Below are 16,850 nucleotides of genomic sequence, written 5' to 3' on the forward strand. Positions count from 1 at the left end.
CGTGTTGGTGGCCATCAATGGCCACCTTACGAAATCCGTCGTAGGGTCGCCATTTTTGGCGACCTTTTTATTGTTCAGGAGATTTCATGGTTCGTAAGGCACTTATCGCCGCGCTGCTGCTGGCGGCAACTCAGGCTCAGGCTGCATACGAGTGCAGCGTCAAGCCACAGGATGATGTGATTGTTAAACCACAGAGCGTGCAGGTGGTGGGCAGCAACGGCAACCTTGAAATCACGCCGCAGGGCGATGTGCAGTTTAATGGGCAGAAGGTCAGCGTTGACAACGCAACGCGCCAGAAAGCCATTGATTATCAAACCGCGCTGCGTCGCGATTTGCCGTGGATCGACAGCGGCGCGACCTCGCGTCTGGAACGTAGCCGCGTGGCGCTGGACAAAGTGATTGTTGAGAAGCTTGGCGCTAACAGCAACGTACGCAATCGTCTCACCAAACTGGATGGCCAGCTCAAGCAGCAAATGAACCGTATCATCGAGCATCGCCCGGATGGATTAACCTTCCATCATCAGGCCATCGATCAGGTGCGTGCAGAAGGCGAGAAGCTGGTGCAGAGCACATTGGGCGGCATCATGCAGGATAGCCTCAACGAGATGGGCAGCAGCCAGGCGGCGAACGGCAGCAATCCGCTGCAGGCCATCATGGGCAACCTTGGCGGCTTACAGCAATCGGTGCAGGCGGAATGGAACAAGCAGGAACAGGATTTCCAGAATTTCGGCCACGAAGTGTGTAATCGCGTCACCGTGCTGGAAGATCAACGCAAAGGGTTGATGCAGGGCGTTAAAGGTTAACAAAGCAAAAGGCCGGTTTCCCGGCCTTCTGTTTATTCATCTTCGCTTAAAAACAGCTCCAGCAGCGAGTTCAGGAACAGCTTCCCTTTCTCAGTAATCTGCCAGTATTCAGCACTTTCCACCACGTATCCCGCCGCTATCGCGGCATCAATTTGCGGGCGAATCACCTGCTCATCCATACCGGTATAGCGACGGAAATCCGCGCGCGGAGCGGCTTCCAGCAGACGGAAACGGTTCATAAAGAATTCGAACGGTTTGTCGTTTTCCGCCACCTCGTGCTGCTTATCGAGATAATTGCCTTTCATAAAGCCGCGTGGATGGCGCGTTTTTACGGTGCGCACGATGCGGCCATCCGGCTGCGTCAGCTTGCCGTGTGCGCCGCAGCCAATGCCCAGATAATCACCAAAGCGCCAGTAGTTTAGGTTGTGCTCGCAGCGATAGCCGGGTTTAGCGTAGGCCGAGGTTTCATATTGCTGATAGCCAGCGGCGCTCAGCAGCTGATGGCCTTGCTCAAAAATATCCCACAGCGCGTCGTCATCCGGCAGTTGCGGTGGACGCGAGCCAAATAAGGTATTCGGTTCGATCGTCAGCTGATACCACGACAGATGCGGTGGATTGAGGGCAATCGCCTGGCGCAGATCGTCCAGCGCCTCTTCCAGCGACTGATCCGGCAAGCCGTGCATCAGATCGAGGTTAAAGCTGCGCAGACCTAAGCCTTCCGCCAGCTGCGCCGCGCGTACCGCTTCTTCCGGTCCGTGAATGCGGCCCAGACGCTCCAGCTTTTGCGGGCTAAAGCTTTGCACGCCAATCGAAATACGGTTAATCCCCGCGCGCTGATAACCGCTGAAGCGATCGGCTTCCACGGTTCCGGGATTGGCTTCCATTGTGATTTCTGCGTCGGCAGCCAACGGCAAACGCGCGCGTACGCCGTCCATTAGCATCTGCATCGCATTGCTGCTCAGCAGGCTTGGCGTACCGCCACCAATGAAGATAGTGCGCACCTCGCGCCCCGCGGTGAGCGGCAAATCCTGTTCGAGATCGTTCAGCAGGTGCTGCACATACTCTATGTGCGGCACCTCGCCTTTTAACGCGTGAGAGTTGAAATCACAGTACGGGCACTTCTGCACACACCACGGAATGTGGATGTACAGGCTTAACGGAGGTAATTCAGGCATTGCGCATCGCTTCCAGCAGCAGCGTCAATGCTTTACCACGGTGAGAGACGGCGCGCTTTTCGTCTTTACTCAGCTCAGCCGCCGTTTTACCTAATTCAGGGACATAGAAGATGGGATCGTAACCAAAACCGCCTTCGCCAGCGGCTGCGCGGGTGATTTCACCGGCCCAGCTGCCGTGAAACACCAGCGGCGTAGGATCGGCCGCATGACGCACATACACCAGCACGCAGTGGAACTGCGCCTGACGTTCAGCGTCCGGCACCTTTTCCAGCGCCACCAGCAGTTTATCCAGATTTTGCTGGTCGCTGGCGTCAACGCCCGCATAGCGCGCGGAGTAGATACCCGGCGCGCCGCCCAGCGCATCGACCGCCAATCCGGAATCGTCGGCAATGGCTGGTAATCCAGTTATAGCAGCCGCATGACGCGCTTTGAGAATGGCATTTTCGATGAAAGTCAGGCCGGTTTCTTCCGCTGACTCCACGCCGAGTTCAGTTTGCGCCACAATATCGAGTCCGAAGGCCGCTAACAGATCGGCCAGCTCACGAACTTTGCCCGGATTACCGGTCGCGAGAACAACTTTTTGCATAACAGTTCCAGATTAACGAATTACAGCAAATACCAGAGACCTGGGAACAGGTCCATGCCGAGGAAATTCAGCGCGTACAGCACCAGAATCACAATCATGGCAGAGAAATCGATGCCGCCCATCGCGGGCAGAATACGGCGAATTGGTGACATCAGCGGTTCAGTCAGCTGCAGCAACACCTGATCCATCGGGCCGCGCCCCTGGCTGATCCAGCTCATCAGCGAACGAATGATGATCACCCAGAACACCAGATAACCGGCGGATTTTATTAGCGACAGCAGGCCAACCAATAAATTGGTGGGGTCCACTGAGAACACGCCGACCTGAATCAGCAGCAGCAGCGGATATTTTAGCGTAGTCAGCACAAACGCCAGCAGCAGCGATGCAGTATCAATCGGGCCAATCGCCGGAATGATACGGCGCAGTGGCTTGATAATCGGTTGGGTGATCTTCACGACAAACTGCGCCAGCGGGTTGTAGAAGTCACAGCGCGACCACTGCATCCAGATGCGCAGCAGCAGCACCATCACGTACAAATCGATCAGCGTTTTGACTAAAAACGTCAGTGTTAACATGAGGTTCCTCAATTATTGTTGTGAAGGTCGCGCATAATCCCGCGCGCCAAAAATGGCGGTGCCAATCCGCACCATGGTGCTGCCTGCGGCGATTGCCGCGTCCATATCGTCGCTCATTCCCAGAGAAAGCGTATCGACGTCAGGATAATCCTGTTGTAAGGCATGAAACGCGGCGGCCATCTTTTCGCAAACCGCCAGCTGACGTGCGTATTCTGTTTCTGGCGCTGGTATGGCCATCAGTCCTCGCAGGCGCAGATGCGGCAATGCGGCGATGTGCTGCGCCAGCTCCGGCAGCGCCTCCAGCATGATGCCAGATTTGCTGTTTTCGTCACTGATATTTACCTGAATTAACACGTTGAGCGGCGGTAACGACGCCGGGCGCTGATCGTTCAGGCGCTGCGCGATACGCTGTCGATCAACGGTATGGCACCAGGCAAAGTTTTCCGCCACCAGACGGCTTTTATTGGATTGTAACGGACCGATAAAGTGCCATTGCAAATCAGGATGTGCGGCCAGTTCGGCCACTTTTTCAACCCCTTCCTGCACGTAATTTTCACCAAACGCGCGTTGCCCCGCATTGATGGCTTCTGCGACCGCGCTCGCAGGCTTGGTTTTGCTCACTGCAAGCAGCGTAATTTCTTCTGGCGCGCGCCCGCAACGTGCGGCGGCAGCGGCGATACGCTCACGCACTTGCTGTAAGTTGTGCTCAATGGAAGTCATAGTCAGGAGAAGTTAAATGGAGTTGGATGAAATGGTGGCGCTTAGTGTAAAGCATAACGCCGCCGATCTGCACCTTTGCAGCGGACATTTGCCGCACTGACGCCGACAAGGCGTGCTGGAGCCGATCCCGCAGCAAAGCGAGCTGGCAGGCGGCTGGCTGGAAAGCGTTATGCAGCAGTGGCTCACGGCACCGCAGCAGGCCGAGCTGGAGGAAAATGGCCACGTAGACTTTGCCATGACGCTGACCAGCGGCGTGCGACTGCGCGCCAACCTGTTTATGCAGCGTCACGGTTTATCGCTGGCGCTGCGGCTAATTGCCAGCAGTGCACCGGATCTCAACAGCCTGCATTTGCCCGAAGTGGTGAGCCAGCTATTACAGCTGGAGGAGGGGCTGATTTTGATTACCGGCTCCACCGGCAGCGGCAAATCCACCACGCTGGCGGCGATGGTGGATAGCCTTAATCGCCAACAGGCGCGGCACATCCTGACGTTGGAAGACCCCGTCGAATTTGTTCATCACAGTCAGCGATCGTTAATTCAGCAGCGCGAAGTAGGCGCGCACTGCGCCTCGTTTCAACATGGGCTAAAAGCCGCGCTGCGCGAAGATCCCGATGTGATTCTGCTCGGTGAACTGCGTGATAGCGAAACTATCCGCCTGGCGCTTACCGCGGCAGAAACCGGCCATTTGGTGCTGGCGACGCTGCATACGCGCGGTGCAACCCAGGCGGTGGATCGGCTAGTAGACGTGTTTCCCGCCGAGGAGAAAAACCTGGTGCGTACCCAATTAGCGGGCAGCCTTAAAGCGGTGCTGGCGCAACGTTTAGTGCCAGCAAAGGCGGGCGGACGCATTGGTTTATTTGAAGTGCTGGTGGCGACGCCGGCGGTGGCGAACCTGATCCGCGAGGGGAAAATGCACCAGCTGCCTGGCGTATTGCAAACCGGTGCGCAGGCCGGGATGCAAACCTTTGCCCAAAGCGAGCAGGCGCGTCAGCAGGCGGGGATGATTTGAACAGGGGTTGTAGCGGTCGCCATGAATGGCGACCCTACGAAAGTCACCCGTAGGGGGCGCATTTATGCGCACCTGGTTTTTGAATGCGTTTTAATGCGTATCGAACCAATCTTCGAGAATAATCACCGCCGATTGGGAATCGACCTGGCCTTTTTGCAGCGCACGAAAACCACCGCGTTCAAACAGGTCGGCACGCGCCTCAACGGTGCTCAGGCGTTCGTCCTGCAGCTCGACGCGTACGCCAAAGCGACCGTGCAGGCGATTGGCAAACTTACGCGCGCGCGCGGTGAGTTCTTGTTCGGTGCCATCCATATTCAGCGGCAATCCAACCACTACATAATTGGGTTGCCACTCTTTCAGCAGCTTTTCGATCAGGTTCCAGTCTGGCGTGCCGTCTTGCGCTTTCAGGGCCGTCAGCGCCCGCGCAGTGCCCGTAAGCTGCTGACCAATGGCAACGCCGATACTTTTGGTGCCGAAATCGAAGCCCAGTAAGGTTTCACTGGCCATCAGGCGTGCCCTGCATCGGTGGCGATATTGTGTATATCCACGCCTAAACCGCGCGCGGCTTCGCGCCAGCGCTCCGCAATGGGCGTCTGGAACAGAATGTTGGTGTTAGCCGGTGAGGTGAGCCAGGCGTTCTCCAGTAGCTCATCTTCAAGCTGACCTTTCTCCCAGGCACAATATCCCAGCGCGACCAGTACGTTATCTGGCTGCGAAGTGGTCCCGATCGCTTCCAGCACATCACGCGAGGTGGTAATGACGGTGGTATCGGAAATACGAATGCTTGAGGAGTAGATGCGCTGCGCGGAGTGCAGGATAAAACCACGATCCTCCGCCAGCGGACCACCGGCAAAGACCGGCTTATCCAGTTTGATGGCAGGGTCACGTTCGGATGCGCTAATTTTAAGCTTTTTAAGAATGCCTTCGACCGTCAGGTTTTCCATTGGTTTGTTTACGATCAAACCCATGGCGCCATCTTCATTGTGCTCGCAGATATACACCACGGAGCGTTTGAATAGCGGGTCCTGCAGCGACGGCATCGCAATTAAAAAATGATGCTGTAAATTCATTATCACTCGTATACCAAAAATAACCGACGCAGCCGCGACAGCGCCGGTTTTGGGTGTTCACGGAGCTTACACTCCGACGGCATCAGCCCAGGCGTTTCTCAATGGCATCCATCAGCATGCCAGTGATTGATATCGGGAACGCGGCCTCGATTTCACGTACGCAGGTTGGGCTGGTTACGTTAACTTCAGTCAGTTTATCACCGATGATATCCAGGCCGACAAAAATCAGCCCCTTGGCTTTGAGCGTTGGACCGACGCGACGCGCGATTTCCCAATCGCTATCGCTGAGCGGACGCGCTTCACCTCGTCCACCGGCGGCCAGATTACCGCGTGTTTCGCCACCTTGTGGAATACGCGCCAGGCAGTAAGGCACCGGTTCGCCATCCACGACCAGCACGCGTTTGTCACCCTCTTTAATCGCCGGCAGATAGTTCTGCGCCATGCAGAAGTTCTGGCCGTGATTGGTCAGGGTTTCGGTGATCACGCCAAAGTTCGGGTCATCCTGCTTCACGCGGAAGATGGACGCGCCGCCCATGCCGTCCAGTGGTTTCAGGATCACATCACCGTGCTCCTGCCAGAAGGCGCGCAGCTGCTCTTTGTTGCGCGTCACTAAGGTATCTGGCGTCAGGTCGGCGAACCAGGCGGTATACAGCTTTTCGTTGCAGTCGCGCAGGCTTTGCGGTTTGTTGACGATCAGCGTGCCTTGCTCTTCCGCGCGTTCCAGCAGGTAGGTTGCGTAGATAAATTCGGTGTCAAACGGCGGATCTTTACGCATCAGCACGACGTTGAGATCGGCCAGCGGAATAAGCTGCTCGTTACCAAAGGTGTACCAACTCTCGTAGTTCTGCTCAACGCTGAGCAAACGGGTGCGCGCGTAAGTCACACCACCGCGCAGGGAGAGATCGCTCATCTCCATGTAATGAATTTCGTAACCACGGCGCTGTGCTTCCAGCAACATGGCGAAGCTGGTGTCTTTTTTAATGTTGATGGACGAAATAGGGTCCATAACGATGCCAAGCTTGATCATTATTCTCTCCTCAAAGGGGTATTCAACCAAAAGTATCGCTTAACCGAGGTCGCCAAACCTCACCTGAAGTGCCGTGATGGCGGTGAGCGCGGTGGTTTCGGTACGTAACACGCGTGGTCCGAGCAAAATATCGGTGAAACCCTGCTGCGCAGTCATGGCAATTTCATCGGCAGATAAGCCGCCTTCCGGGCCAATCAGCAGACGAAGGCGCTCAACCGGCTGCGGCAGCGTATTAATGCTGTGGTTCGCGCGCGGATGCAAATTCAACTTCAGGCCTTCATCGGCTTCCGCACACCAGGCAAGCAGCGTCATCGGTTCGCGAATTTCTGGCACGCGATTGCGGCCGCACTGTTCACAGGCGGCAATCGCAATTTTCTGCCATTGCTGAATCTTTTTTGCCAGTCGCTCGGCATCCAGCTTTACGCCGCAGCGTTCAGAAAACAACGGCGTAATCACATTCACGCCAAGTTCGATCGATTTCTGGATGGTGAATTCCATTTTTTCACCGCGCGACATCACCTGGCCGAGGTGCAGATGCAGCGGGGATTCGCGGTCATCCGCCTGACTGGCAAGGACCCTTACTTTTACACGCTTTTTATCAGCCTGGGTGATTTCAGCGTGAAAAGTCAGATTACTGCCATCAAACAGTTCGATCTGCTGACCGGCCGTCATGCGTAGCACGCGTCCGACATGGTTAGCGGCGTCTTCATCAAGGAAGACTTCGCTGTTAACTTCGAGAGGTTCGGGATGATAAATGCGAGGTATACGCATGCGGTTCCTGCCAGCGTTATGCCGTGTCAGCGGACACGGCGCAATCGAAAAAAGCTAGTGTAGGGTAGCGCTTTCAGCGCTGGCAAGCCTGCTGAACGTAGGAATTATGATTTCCCTGTATTTTAGCGATGCGATTATCGCGCTCACACTCCCACTGCGTCACCGGATATTGCTTGTCCCAGGCGGTGAAAAGCTGGGTTTGCTGACGTGACAGGCGCAAATGATATTGATCGCGCATATAGAAGTAAGTGCGGGCAATCGCTCCGCGTGCCCGCTCTGGCGGTTGCGCCAGCTTCTGCTTGAAATCGACTTTCATGCTGCACTGGCCATACTGTTGCTCGCCTCCGTTCCACTGGCTGTACTGGAAGTTATTGCGATCGCCATTCACTTCGCCAATTGCCGGTTGCAGATTATGCAAATCGCTCTCGATACGGCGGTAATCGGCATCTTTACTGCAGCTTTTACGCCCGCCGTTCTGCCAGCACTGGCGCTGATGGCCGAATTCCCACGCCGGCATAACATGCTCCCACTCAATGCGCTCGGCGCGATTGGCGTTCTTACGCACGCTGTAGCCGCAACTGCTCAGATCCGGTACGCCTTTTTTGCCGTGCCAGCTGATTTTGCAGCCGCAGTAGAAGTCCGCAGGTGCATCAGCATTGATTTGTGCGGCATAGGCTTTGGCCTGCTGAAAGTTGTTTTGATGATAATTAGTGAAACTGAGGCTATAAGCACTAAGCGGAGCAACTAATAGGGTAAGAAACAGCAATGTTTTGCGAGACATATTCCAAAAATTAACCTGGTCCTGAAAAAGGGCGGCAGGGTAACAGAATGATGACGAACGGGATATGAGATTTCTGGACTAGGTTGCTGAGCTATGTTGCTAAAAACTCACCGGGTTGCAGCAGGGATTTGCAGTGTACGCAACGATATTCGCTTTCGCCGCGCAGCACACGGTTGTGACGACGCACAGTCAGCTGGTGCTGCTGACAGCGGCAGCGATAGGGGAACGTATTGCTGCGCACCGAGTCGATTTCAAACTGGTGGGTGCGACGTGCCGGGACACCGAGCACGCTCTCCATCATCCATTTCCACTCTTTGCCGTGCGGGGGCACGCGGCCAAAGGTTTTCCACACCAACAGATGCGCCAGTTCGTGCGGCACCACTTCATCAACAAACGCCTGTTGGTTCTCAAGCAGCAGCACAGGATTAATGCGGATTTCCCACTTTTCCAGCCATGCGGTGCCCGCCGCCGTGCCGCGCTGCTGATAAACCAGGTTGGGCTCATCAAAGCGACGCTCAAGTTTTTCATTCGCCAGCTGTAAAAAATGGCGCAGCGAGCGCATGACGGCTTGTTGTATGGCGATGGGAAGGCGCGGTGTTTTCATGTGGGGCAGCATAAAAGGTTGCAGCGGTTGAATCAACTTGTAGGGTCGCCATTAATGGCGACCTGGTGTTTGGTTAAATGTGAAGCGGTCGTCATAAACGACGACCCTACGAAAATTCCGCACCATAAACGTAGGGGCGCCATTTATATGGCGACCGCACGGTTATGTGGCGCGATGCGCAGTCCAAACAAAAAAAGGGCTGCCCGTTGGCAGCCCTTGCATTCGCTTAGCGGGATTATTTCTGCCCGATATCGCGCAGTTTCTTGCCTGACATCAGATTGCGTTCGATGTGTTCCAGCGAGACGTTTTTGGTCTCTGGAATCAGCGTCAGCGTCAGCAGAATGAAGAATACGTTCAGACCGGCGTACACCCAGAAGGTTGGTGCATTGCCCAGCGTATTCAGCATGGTCAGGAAGGTGGCACCGACAATCATGTTAGCAATCCAGTTGGTCGCGGTAGACACCGTAATACCAAAATCGCGGCCTTTCAGCGGCTGGATTTCTGAACACAGTACCCAAATCAGCGGACCGGCAGACATCGCAAAACCAACGATGAACATCAGCAGCATCGCAATAGCGAAGTACTGCGCTTCCGGCGAGTGAATGCCAATGTGCAGCATGGTACCCAGCACGCCCATACCGACGGCCATGACCAGGAAGCCGAGCAGCAGCGTAGGCTTACGGCCCCAGCGATCCACCAGACCAATCGCGATAAAGGTGGCCAGCACGTTCACCAGACCGACAATCACCGTGCCCCACATTTGTTGCGTGGTGTTGGCAAAGCCGGCGATTTCGAAAATTTTCGGCGCGTAATACATGATGACGTTCATACCGGTGAACTGCTGCATGACCTGCAACAGCACGCCGAGGAACACCGCGCGGCGGAAATTGCTGTTGCTCTGGAACAGCTGCCAGCCTGACTGTTTAATCTTCAGGCTTTCACGGATTTCATCCAGTTCGCGTTTTGCTTGTTCGCTGGTATCACGCAGACGCGATAACACACGTTCCGCACTGCGGAAATCCCCTTTGGCGGCCAGCCAGCGTGGGCTATTCGGCAGGAAGAACACGCCAATCAGCAGCAACACGGCAGGAATGGTGATAATGCCGAGCATCCAGCGCCATGCGCCAGCGTCACTGAACGCGGTATCGGAGAGATATGCGGCCAAAATACCGATGGTGATCATCAGCTGGTAGAGCGAAATCATACTGCCGCGAATTTTCTCCGGAGCGATCTCAGAGAGATACAGCGGAGCGGTATAAGACGCGACACCCACCGCCAGACCGAGCACCACACGTGCGGCGATCAGCATTTCTGGGCTGGTTGCACCCGCCGACCACAGCGAACCAATAACGAACAGAATGGCACCCGCCATCAGGCTCTTTTTACGACCCAGACGCGATGACATCCAGCCGCTACCAACCGCACCCACTGCAGCACCAAACATCATTGAGCTGACAATCCACTCTTGCTGGTGCGCAGTAACGTTAAAGTCTTTCGCGATGAAAGGCAGAGCACCGGCGATAACGCCGATATCCAGGCCAAACAGCAAGCCGGCCAGCGCCGCTAAAAAGCAGACGAACAAGGTCATGACCTTATTCGACGTTCTGCCCTTGTGATTATTATTAGGCATGATGCCTCCAAAGTTTATCCATCGTTGTTGTTATCAATGTTATGAAACCTGTCAGCGGAAAAAAGTGAGAGCGATCACACCAGTGTAATCGGTTACACACGCCGGAACCCTGCAATCCAGCATTTTCCGCCCGAAATAGTTACGTAACCAGTAAGGTATAGCACCCTTTAAGTTTCTGACATCGCACTAATTATCGGCTATCAGACGACGCTGAAAATAACGCATTTTCACAGCAATAACTACGCTGAAAAATCTCTAAATTGCCGATTGTTAAAGGATTTCAAAATGTAATCGTTAACACTAAGTTGTAAGCGGGGTGAAAGAAGTGTAGACGCTAGTTGAAAAGGAACAATGTGCGACAAAGCGTTATTTGCTGGGGCGTGAGGCACGCTGGTGGTCATAAATGACGCCCCTACAGTATGCTTTTTAATGCAGGTGCGCATGAATGCGCACCCTACGAAAACCCGGCGATATCCATGTAGGGTCGCCATTCATGGCGACCGGTTACACCTTCATGCGCTCATGGCATAAAAAAGCCCGCCAGAGGCGGGCTCGATAAACGATCTGATTCCTGAGCTTACTTCAAACCCGCCGCTTCACGCAGCTGCGCAGCTTTATCCGTCTGCTCCCATGGGAAGTGCTCACGACCAAAGTGACCGTATGCTGCCGTCTCTTTATAAATCGGCTTCAGCAGATCCATCATCTGAATCAGACCGTATGGACGCAGGTCGAAGAACTCGCGCACCAGTAAAGTCAGCTGTTCAGTTGGCACTTTTTCGGTACCGAAGGTTTCAACCATGATGGAGGTTGGCTCAGCCACGCCGATGGCATAGGAAACCTGGATTTCGCAACGGTCAGCCAAGCCAGCCGCGACGATGTTCTTCGCCACATAGCGCGCTGCATAAGCGGCAGAGCGGTCAACTTTTGACGGATCTTTACCTGAGAATGCGCCGCCACCGTGACGTGCCATGCCGCCGTAGGTATCCACGATGATTTTACGCCCGGTCAGGCCGCAGTCGCCCATTGGGCCACCGATCACAAAACGACCGGTTGGGTTGATGTGATATTTGGTGCTGGCGTTGATCCACTCCGTCGGCAGAACCGGCTTAATGATCTCTTCCATCACCGCTTCACGCAGATCGGCGGTGGTCACCTCTTCAGCGTGCTGAGTAGACAGCACAACCGCATCGATACCAACAATTTTGCCGTCATCGTACTGGAAGGTAATCTGGCTTTTCGCATCTGGACGCAGCCACGGCAGTGAACCGCTTTTACGCACTTCCGCCTGACGCTGCACCAAACGGTGCGCATAAGTGACCGGCGCTGGCATCAGCACATCCGTTTCGTTGCTGGCGTAACCGAACATCAGGCCCTGGTCGCCCGCGCCTTGCTCCAGCGGATCGGTGCGGTCAACGCCCTGGTTAATGTCTGGAGATTGCTTACCAATTGCGCTCAGTACCGCGCAAGAGTTGGCATCAAAGCCCATATCGGAATGGACATAACCGATTTCACGTACGGTATTACGGGTGATCTCTTCGATATCAACCCAAGCGCTGGTGGTGATTTCACCGCCAACCAGCACCATACCGGTCTTAACGTAAGTTTCGCAGGCCACGCGTGCTTTCGGATCCTGTTCCAGGATCGCATCGAGCACGGCATCGGAAATTTGGTCAGCGATTTTATCAGGATGTCCTTCTGATACGGACTCAGATGTAAAAAGGTGTTTAGCCATTCTGTTCTTTACCTTACAAATGGTTTGAATACGACTGCGTAGCGCAAGCTGGGCCAGGCCGACTCGACGCCCCTTCAGGCAAAGCCGCAAGCAGTAGGAAACGGGAGCATTGGCTCACACCGCCTGGATGTTAATCAGTTTAGATGGAAAACCATCTGGACGGCTATTCTAGGTTACTCAGTGAGCACTTTTCCAGTGCTTTTTCTGATCCCGCATTTTCCGCAACATTACAAGTGGAATAATTTCCTGACACCCCACGCAGTTAGCTGACAAAGATTTTGCATTTTCGCGCATCTGGCGGTATAAAACGCCGCTGCTGTTGCAGCGCAAAAAGGATGACGCCGCTGTGCGTCGCGCCGTCAGATGCCGTTTACTCTGACTTTCACCCAAGCCGTTTTTCGCATGCTGTCAGCAGGCGATGGAGGTGATTAAACTCAATGAACCACTCTTTCACTCTCTTTGGTTCACAGCGCGGCTTCAGCGCGCAGGCACTCCTTTCACATTCCCAATCTGTTCTTTTCTCCTGTCGATGTTTTGCCCGTTGCGGTAATCAGCCCGACACGAGCGCCGGTTAACATTTCTCTGCATCTATTACTGCATTTCGCTGTCTACTGACCGTGGACGTCTCAGGCTATTTTGCCCCGACTCCGGCGCGGTGTTTTACACTTACAGTCAGCATTGCACGTTGCAACCTTACAGAGGCAGCAAGCAGGATGAGGCAATTTTTACCCGGCGTCACCATGACAAAACTCGGTAACAAATTCATATTTCAACGGAAAATTGAGGTCCGCGATGTCTGACGACATGAAGAATATCAAGGGTTCGTCAGCTGGCGAACAAGGTTCACTCCGCTCCATGCAGGAGGTGGCAATGAACGATCAGGAAGCAAGCAGAATGCTGCGTACCTACAACATTGCCTGGTGGGGAAATAACTATTACGACGTCAACGAGCTCGGGCACATCAGCGTGTGCCCCGATCCGGATCGGCCGGAAGTGCGCGTTGACCTGGCGAAACTGGTTAAAGAGCGCGAGGCCGACGGACAACGTCTGCCTGCGCTGTTCTGCTTTCCGCAGATCCTCCAGCATCGCCTGCGTTCGATTAACGCCGCTTTTAAACGTGCGCGTGAATCCTACGGCTATAAAGGTGACTACTTCCTGGTTTACCCCATCAAGGTTAACCAGCATAAGCGCGTGATTGAATCGCTGGTCAACTCTGGTGAACCTTTGGGCTTAGAAGCCGGTTCGAAAGCCGAACTGATGGCGGTGCTGGCACATGCGGGTAAAACCCGCTCGGTGATCGTCTGTAACGGCTACAAAGACCGCGAATACATTCGTCTGGCACTGATTGGTGAAAAGCTTGGGCATAAAGTCTATCTGGTGATCGAGAAGATGACCGAAGTGCGCCTGGTGCTGGAAGAAGCCGAGCGCTTGAGCGTGATACCGCGTCTCGGTATCCGTGCGCGTTTGGCTTCGCAGGGCTCGGGAAAATGGCAGTCGAGCGGCGGCGAGAAATCCAAATTTGGTCTGGCGGCATCGCAGGTGCTGCAGCTGGTGGACATCATGCGCAAGGCCGGCCGTCTCGACAGCCTGCAGCTGCTGCACTTCCATCTCGGTTCGCAGATGTCGAACATTCGCGACATCGCCACCGGCGTGCGTGAGTCGGCGCGTTTCTATGTTGAGCTGGCGAAGCTGGGCGTTAACATCAAATGTTTTGATGTGGGCGGCGGTTTGGGCGTGGACTATGAAGGTACGCGTTCGCAGTCCGATTGTTCGGTCAACTACGGTCTGAATGAATACGCCAACAACGTTATTTGGGCGATTGGTGATGCCTGCGAAGAGAACGGGCTGGAACATCCAACGGTAATCACCGAATCCGGCCGTGCGGTAACGGCGCACCATACGGTGCTGGTATCCAACATTATTGGTGTGGAACGCAACGAATTCAGCACGCCAGTGGCGCCGGATGTGGATTCTCCGCGTCCGATTCAGAGCCTGTGGGATACGTGGCAGGAGATGCACGAACCTGATGTCCGCCGCTCGCTACGCGAATGGCTGCATGATAGCCAGATGGATCTGTTCGATATTCACACCGGCTACTCGTCAGGCACCTACGATCTTGGCCAGCGCGCCTGGGCTGAGCAGCTTTATTTGAGCATCTGCCACTATATTCAGCAGCATCTGGATCCGAGCAACCGCGCGCACCGCCCGATTATCGATGAGCTGCAGGAGCGGATGGCGGATAAGATTTACGTCAACTTTTCGTTGTTCCAGTCGATGCCGGATGCATGGGGCATCGATCAGCTGTTCCCGGTGCTGCCGCTGGAAGGGCTGAATAAAATGCCTAAGCGTCGCGCGGTGTTACTGGATATCACCTGTGACTCCGATGGCACCATCGATCACTACGTCGATGGCGATGGTATTGCGACCACTATGCCGATGCCGGAGTACGACATCGATAATCCGCCGATGCTTGGCTTCTTTATGGTGGGCGCGTATCAGGAAATCCTCGGTAACATGCACAACTTGTTCGGTGATACTGAAGCGGTTGACGTGTTTGCTTTCCCGGATGGCAGCGTAGAAGTGCAGCTTTCCGATGAGGGCGATACCGTGGCGGATATGCTGGAGTATGTGCAGCTGAATCCTAACGATCTGATGACGCTGTTCCGCGATCAGGTAACCCAGCAGACCGATATTGATGAAGAGTTACGCGCACAGTTCCTTTCCGAATTTGAAAGTGGATTGTACGGCTATACCTATCTTGAAGACGAGTAAGTCATCGTGACTTAGCCGAGCTTCGTAAGAAGCTCGGTTCTTTTCTGGCAATATCCTCACTTCACAGCTTCTTTTTTATTAATTTGTGAAGGCTATCACCCTTCAATACTTTGTAACGTCCTGCCCACTTATCTGCATTAATAGCGTTCTCGCTATCTCATTCTTTTTGCTAATAAAGCGAATCGTCTTGTTCATTCCTTGCAGCAATATCTTTTCATTAGCCGCTGATTTGTCAGCCATTGAACAGGTAATCTGTTATGAAACAAGCTTCATGTATAATGAAAATTTAAACATTAAGAGTTGAATAGTCACTTTGGGTAACTTTGTTTTCTGGTATCTTTTGGAATCATGGATTCTGAATGTCATTTAACGCATTTTAAGTCAAAAATAAAAATCAATAGATATTGCTTTAATTTTTATTATTAAAATTCAATTAGGTACTATTTTTCTTGCCTGTCAAGGTGAGCGATAACTTAAATTTTTCTAGGAATTATCTGATCATTATGTGAAATTTAAAGAAATTTACCTGCGTTATTGATTGGTTTAAACGATTAAAGGTGCCAGCAGTGTTTACTGAAAACTATTTCTCAAAGTGTTAGTTGTACGTTAACCTTCAGTTAAGGTATTAAGTTTTATCAATGTTTCCCTTACTTATTACATGAGTAATCCTGACAGTTTAGTGCTATCAGGCTGTTGCAGTAAGGAGCATGAAATGAGCAATCCACCGAAGAATCTCTTCATATTGGAGCCGGTGTACGATTTATCCGGTCAGGTGATTGCCCAAGAGTTATTAACGCGTTTTATCGATGACGCAGAGATCAATAATAAGCGTAACCCCAAAAGGGATGCAGGTTTCTTCAGTCAGCTTTCTGCTGACGTTAAATGGCAGTTATTCCTCCACCAGATCGAAAAACTTATTCAGCTATACCAGAAAGGGTTTGATCAGATTGTCAGTGTCAATGTTGATCGCGATATCGTAGCCAGCATTTTTAAAGATGATGAAATACAAGCAAAACTGGCTCAACTGACGCAACTGCGTCTGGAAATATCAACATTTTTCACCGCGCGTTTTAATAGTGCCGATCTGCTCATTTTAAAAGGTGTTGCGAAAGTGACGCCCGCCCCTTTATGGCTCGATGACTTTGGTCCGGGTTATTCCAACCTGAACATGCTCGATAGCGGAATATTTGAAATCGTCAAGATTGACAAAAGTTTTTTTTGGCAATTTGGCGACGGTCGCACCTTTGACATTCTGCTTGGCCATCTCAACGACTTATGCAACGGCGTGATCGTTGAGGGTGTTGAAACCCAACACCAGCTCGACCTGCTGTCGCACAAAGCGATTTTAGGCATGCAGGGCTATTTCTGGCAGAGCGTCTATCTCGATGATTTTATAGCGTAATTCTGATTGTTGTTGGATGGGTTTTATCCATTGGGAATGTGAAATATGTCTAAGTCTGGCCTCCAGGCATTTCATGTCATCTGTGCCCGGCCGGATGAAAATAAAACTATTTATCCCGTGGTGATTTTAAGAAATAAATCCAATCAGTTATCAGGATGGCGGCTAAGCAAAACTCAACGCGATTTCATCATGA

The 16,850-nt window shown here is 53.2% G+C and carries 15 protein-coding genes and 1 pseudogene; 4 read left to right on the top strand and 12 right to left on the bottom strand.

All coding sequences use genetic code 11. The features are described 5' to 3' along the window. Nucleotides 1-86 precede the first annotated feature (86 nt). Nucleotides 87-803 carry a DUF2884 domain-containing protein gene (locus tag AAGR08_RS02490; protein ID WP_097096092.1) on the top strand — a complete coding sequence of 239 codons (717 nt, stop codon included), beginning with the start codon at nt 87-89 and terminating at the stop codon, nt 801-803. A 32-nt stretch (nt 804-835) separates the two neighbouring features. Here AAGR08_RS02490 and hemW read toward each other — a convergent pair whose 3' ends face one another. Genes hemW through AAGR08_RS02510 form a run of 4 tightly spaced genes read right to left on the bottom strand, consistent with a single transcriptional unit; the run spans nt 836 to nt 3,859 of the window. Next, the gene (gene hemW / locus AAGR08_RS02495) at nt 836-1,978 is read right to left on the bottom strand and encodes a radical SAM family heme chaperone HemW (protein ID WP_345828361.1); all 1,143 of its coding nucleotides are present in this window, start codon (nt 1,976-1,978) and stop codon (nt 836-838) included. After that, entirely contained in the window at nt 1,971-2,564 is a 594-nt protein-coding gene (locus tag AAGR08_RS02500; protein WP_345828362.1) for an XTP/dITP diphosphatase, read from the bottom strand. Before AAGR08_RS02500 ends, hemW begins: the two co-directional genes overlap by 8 nt. A 20-nt stretch (nt 2,565-2,584) precedes the next feature. Then, nucleotides 2,585-3,139, bottom strand: a complete 555-nt coding sequence (locus AAGR08_RS02505) for a YggT family protein (protein ID WP_097096095.1) — start codon at nt 3,137-3,139, stop codon at nt 2,585-2,587. A 12-nt stretch (nt 3,140-3,151) separates the two neighbouring features. Beyond that, entirely contained in the window at nt 3,152-3,859 is a 708-nt protein-coding gene (locus AAGR08_RS02510; protein WP_345828363.1) for a YggS family pyridoxal phosphate-dependent enzyme, read from the bottom strand. A gap of 16 nt (nt 3,860-3,875) precedes the next feature. Between AAGR08_RS02510 and AAGR08_RS02515 the strand changes: the two are divergent. Next, nucleotides 3,876-4,868 (top strand): annotated as a pseudogene (locus tag AAGR08_RS02515) (type IV pilus twitching motility protein PilT). A gap of 90 nt (nt 4,869-4,958) precedes the next feature. Here the strand turns inward: AAGR08_RS02515 and ruvX are convergent. The 8 genes from ruvX to metK form a co-directional block, all read right to left on the bottom strand. Then, the gene (gene ruvX / locus AAGR08_RS02520) at nt 4,959-5,375 is read right to left on the bottom strand and encodes a Holliday junction resolvase RuvX (protein WP_097096098.1); all 417 of its coding nucleotides are present in this window, start codon (nt 5,373-5,375) and stop codon (nt 4,959-4,961) included. After that, nucleotides 5,375-5,938 (bottom strand): YqgE/AlgH family protein, encoded by a 564-nt coding sequence (locus tag AAGR08_RS02525; protein WP_097096099.1) that lies wholly within the window; start codon nt 5,936-5,938, stop codon nt 5,375-5,377. Before AAGR08_RS02525 ends, ruvX begins: the two co-directional genes overlap by 1 nt. Nucleotides 5,939-6,020: 82 nt before the next feature. Further along, entirely contained in the window at nt 6,021-6,965 is a 945-nt protein-coding gene (gshB, locus tag AAGR08_RS02530; protein WP_097096100.1) for a glutathione synthase, read from the bottom strand. A 39-nt stretch (nt 6,966-7,004) separates the two neighbouring features. After that, nucleotides 7,005-7,736 carry a 16S rRNA (uracil(1498)-N(3))-methyltransferase gene (gene rsmE, locus AAGR08_RS02535; protein ID WP_345828364.1) on the bottom strand — a complete coding sequence of 244 codons (732 nt, stop codon included), beginning with the start codon at nt 7,734-7,736 and terminating at the stop codon, nt 7,005-7,007. Nucleotides 7,737-7,809: 73 nt separating this feature from the next. After that, the gene (gene endA, locus AAGR08_RS02540; RefSeq protein WP_345828365.1) at nt 7,810-8,517 is read right to left on the bottom strand and encodes a deoxyribonuclease I; all 708 of its coding nucleotides are present in this window, start codon (nt 8,515-8,517) and stop codon (nt 7,810-7,812) included. A 91-nt stretch (nt 8,518-8,608) separates the two neighbouring features. Continuing rightward, nucleotides 8,609-9,121 carry a SprT family zinc-dependent metalloprotease gene (locus AAGR08_RS02545; RefSeq protein ID WP_141400239.1) on the bottom strand — a complete coding sequence of 171 codons (513 nt, stop codon included), beginning with the start codon at nt 9,119-9,121 and terminating at the stop codon, nt 8,609-8,611. A gap of 235 nt (nt 9,122-9,356) precedes the next feature. Further along, nucleotides 9,357-10,751 carry a sugar porter family MFS transporter gene (locus AAGR08_RS02550; RefSeq protein WP_097096103.1) on the bottom strand — a complete coding sequence of 465 codons (1,395 nt, stop codon included), beginning with the start codon at nt 10,749-10,751 and terminating at the stop codon, nt 9,357-9,359. Between the two features lie 577 nt (nt 10,752-11,328). Further along, the gene (gene metK / locus AAGR08_RS02555) at nt 11,329-12,483 is read right to left on the bottom strand and encodes a methionine adenosyltransferase (protein ID WP_097096104.1); all 1,155 of its coding nucleotides are present in this window, start codon (nt 12,481-12,483) and stop codon (nt 11,329-11,331) included. Between the two features lie 792 nt (nt 12,484-13,275). Between metK and speA the strand changes: the two genes are divergently transcribed. Next, the gene (gene speA / locus AAGR08_RS02560) at nt 13,276-15,255 is read left to right on the top strand and encodes a biosynthetic arginine decarboxylase (protein ID WP_097096105.1); all 1,980 of its coding nucleotides are present in this window, start codon (nt 13,276-13,278) and stop codon (nt 15,253-15,255) included. Between the two features lie 712 nt (nt 15,256-15,967). Further along, nucleotides 15,968-16,657: an EAL domain-containing protein gene (locus tag AAGR08_RS02565; RefSeq protein WP_345828366.1), complete on the top strand. Its 690-nt coding sequence runs from the start codon at nt 15,968-15,970 to the stop codon at nt 16,655-16,657. Nucleotides 16,658-16,850: the final 193 nt, after the last annotated feature.

The sequence above is a fragment of the Pantoea sp. BRR-3P genome (assembly GCF_039621635.1).
In the GTDB taxonomy this organism is placed as follows: domain Bacteria; phylum Pseudomonadota; class Gammaproteobacteria; order Enterobacterales; family Enterobacteriaceae; genus Pantoea; species Pantoea floridensis.

Excerpts from the sequence above, each read along its gene's own strand:
- AAGR08_RS02490 (WP_097096092.1), top strand. The coding sequence starts at position 87 with ATGGTTCGTAAGGCACTTATCGCCGCGCTGCTGCTGGCGGCAACTCAG.
- hemW (WP_345828361.1), bottom strand. The coding sequence starts at position 1,978 with ATGCCTGAATTACCTCCGTTAAGCCTGTACATCCACATTCCGTGGTGT.
- AAGR08_RS02500 (WP_345828362.1), bottom strand. The coding sequence starts at position 2,564 with ATGCAAAAAGTTGTTCTCGCGACCGGTAATCCGGGCAAAGTTCGTGAG.
- AAGR08_RS02505 (WP_097096095.1), bottom strand. The coding sequence starts at position 3,139 with ATGTTAACACTGACGTTTTTAGTCAAAACGCTGATCGATTTGTACGTG.
- AAGR08_RS02510 (WP_345828363.1), bottom strand. The coding sequence starts at position 3,859 with ATGACTTCCATTGAGCACAACTTACAGCAAGTGCGTGAGCGTATCGCC.
- ruvX (WP_097096098.1), bottom strand. The coding sequence starts at position 5,375 with ATGGCCAGTGAAACCTTACTGGGCTTCGATTTCGGCACCAAAAGTATC.
- AAGR08_RS02525 (WP_097096099.1), bottom strand. The coding sequence starts at position 5,938 with ATGAATTTACAGCATCATTTTTTAATTGCGATGCCGTCGCTGCAGGAC.
- gshB (WP_097096100.1), bottom strand. The coding sequence starts at position 6,965 with ATGATCAAGCTTGGCATCGTTATGGACCCTATTTCGTCCATCAACATT.
- rsmE (WP_345828364.1), bottom strand. The coding sequence starts at position 7,736 with ATGCGTATACCTCGCATTTATCATCCCGAACCTCTCGAAGTTAACAGC.
- endA (WP_345828365.1), bottom strand. The coding sequence starts at position 8,517 with ATGTCTCGCAAAACATTGCTGTTTCTTACCCTATTAGTTGCTCCGCTT.
- AAGR08_RS02545 (WP_141400239.1), bottom strand. The coding sequence starts at position 9,121 with ATGAAAACACCGCGCCTTCCCATCGCCATACAACAAGCCGTCATGCGC.
- AAGR08_RS02550 (WP_097096103.1), bottom strand. The coding sequence starts at position 10,751 with ATGCCTAATAATAATCACAAGGGCAGAACGTCGAATAAGGTCATGACC.
- metK (WP_097096104.1), bottom strand. The coding sequence starts at position 12,483 with ATGGCTAAACACCTTTTTACATCTGAGTCCGTATCAGAAGGACATCCT.
- speA (WP_097096105.1), top strand. The coding sequence starts at position 13,276 with ATGTCTGACGACATGAAGAATATCAAGGGTTCGTCAGCTGGCGAACAA.
- AAGR08_RS02565 (WP_345828366.1), top strand. The coding sequence starts at position 15,968 with ATGAGCAATCCACCGAAGAATCTCTTCATATTGGAGCCGGTGTACGAT.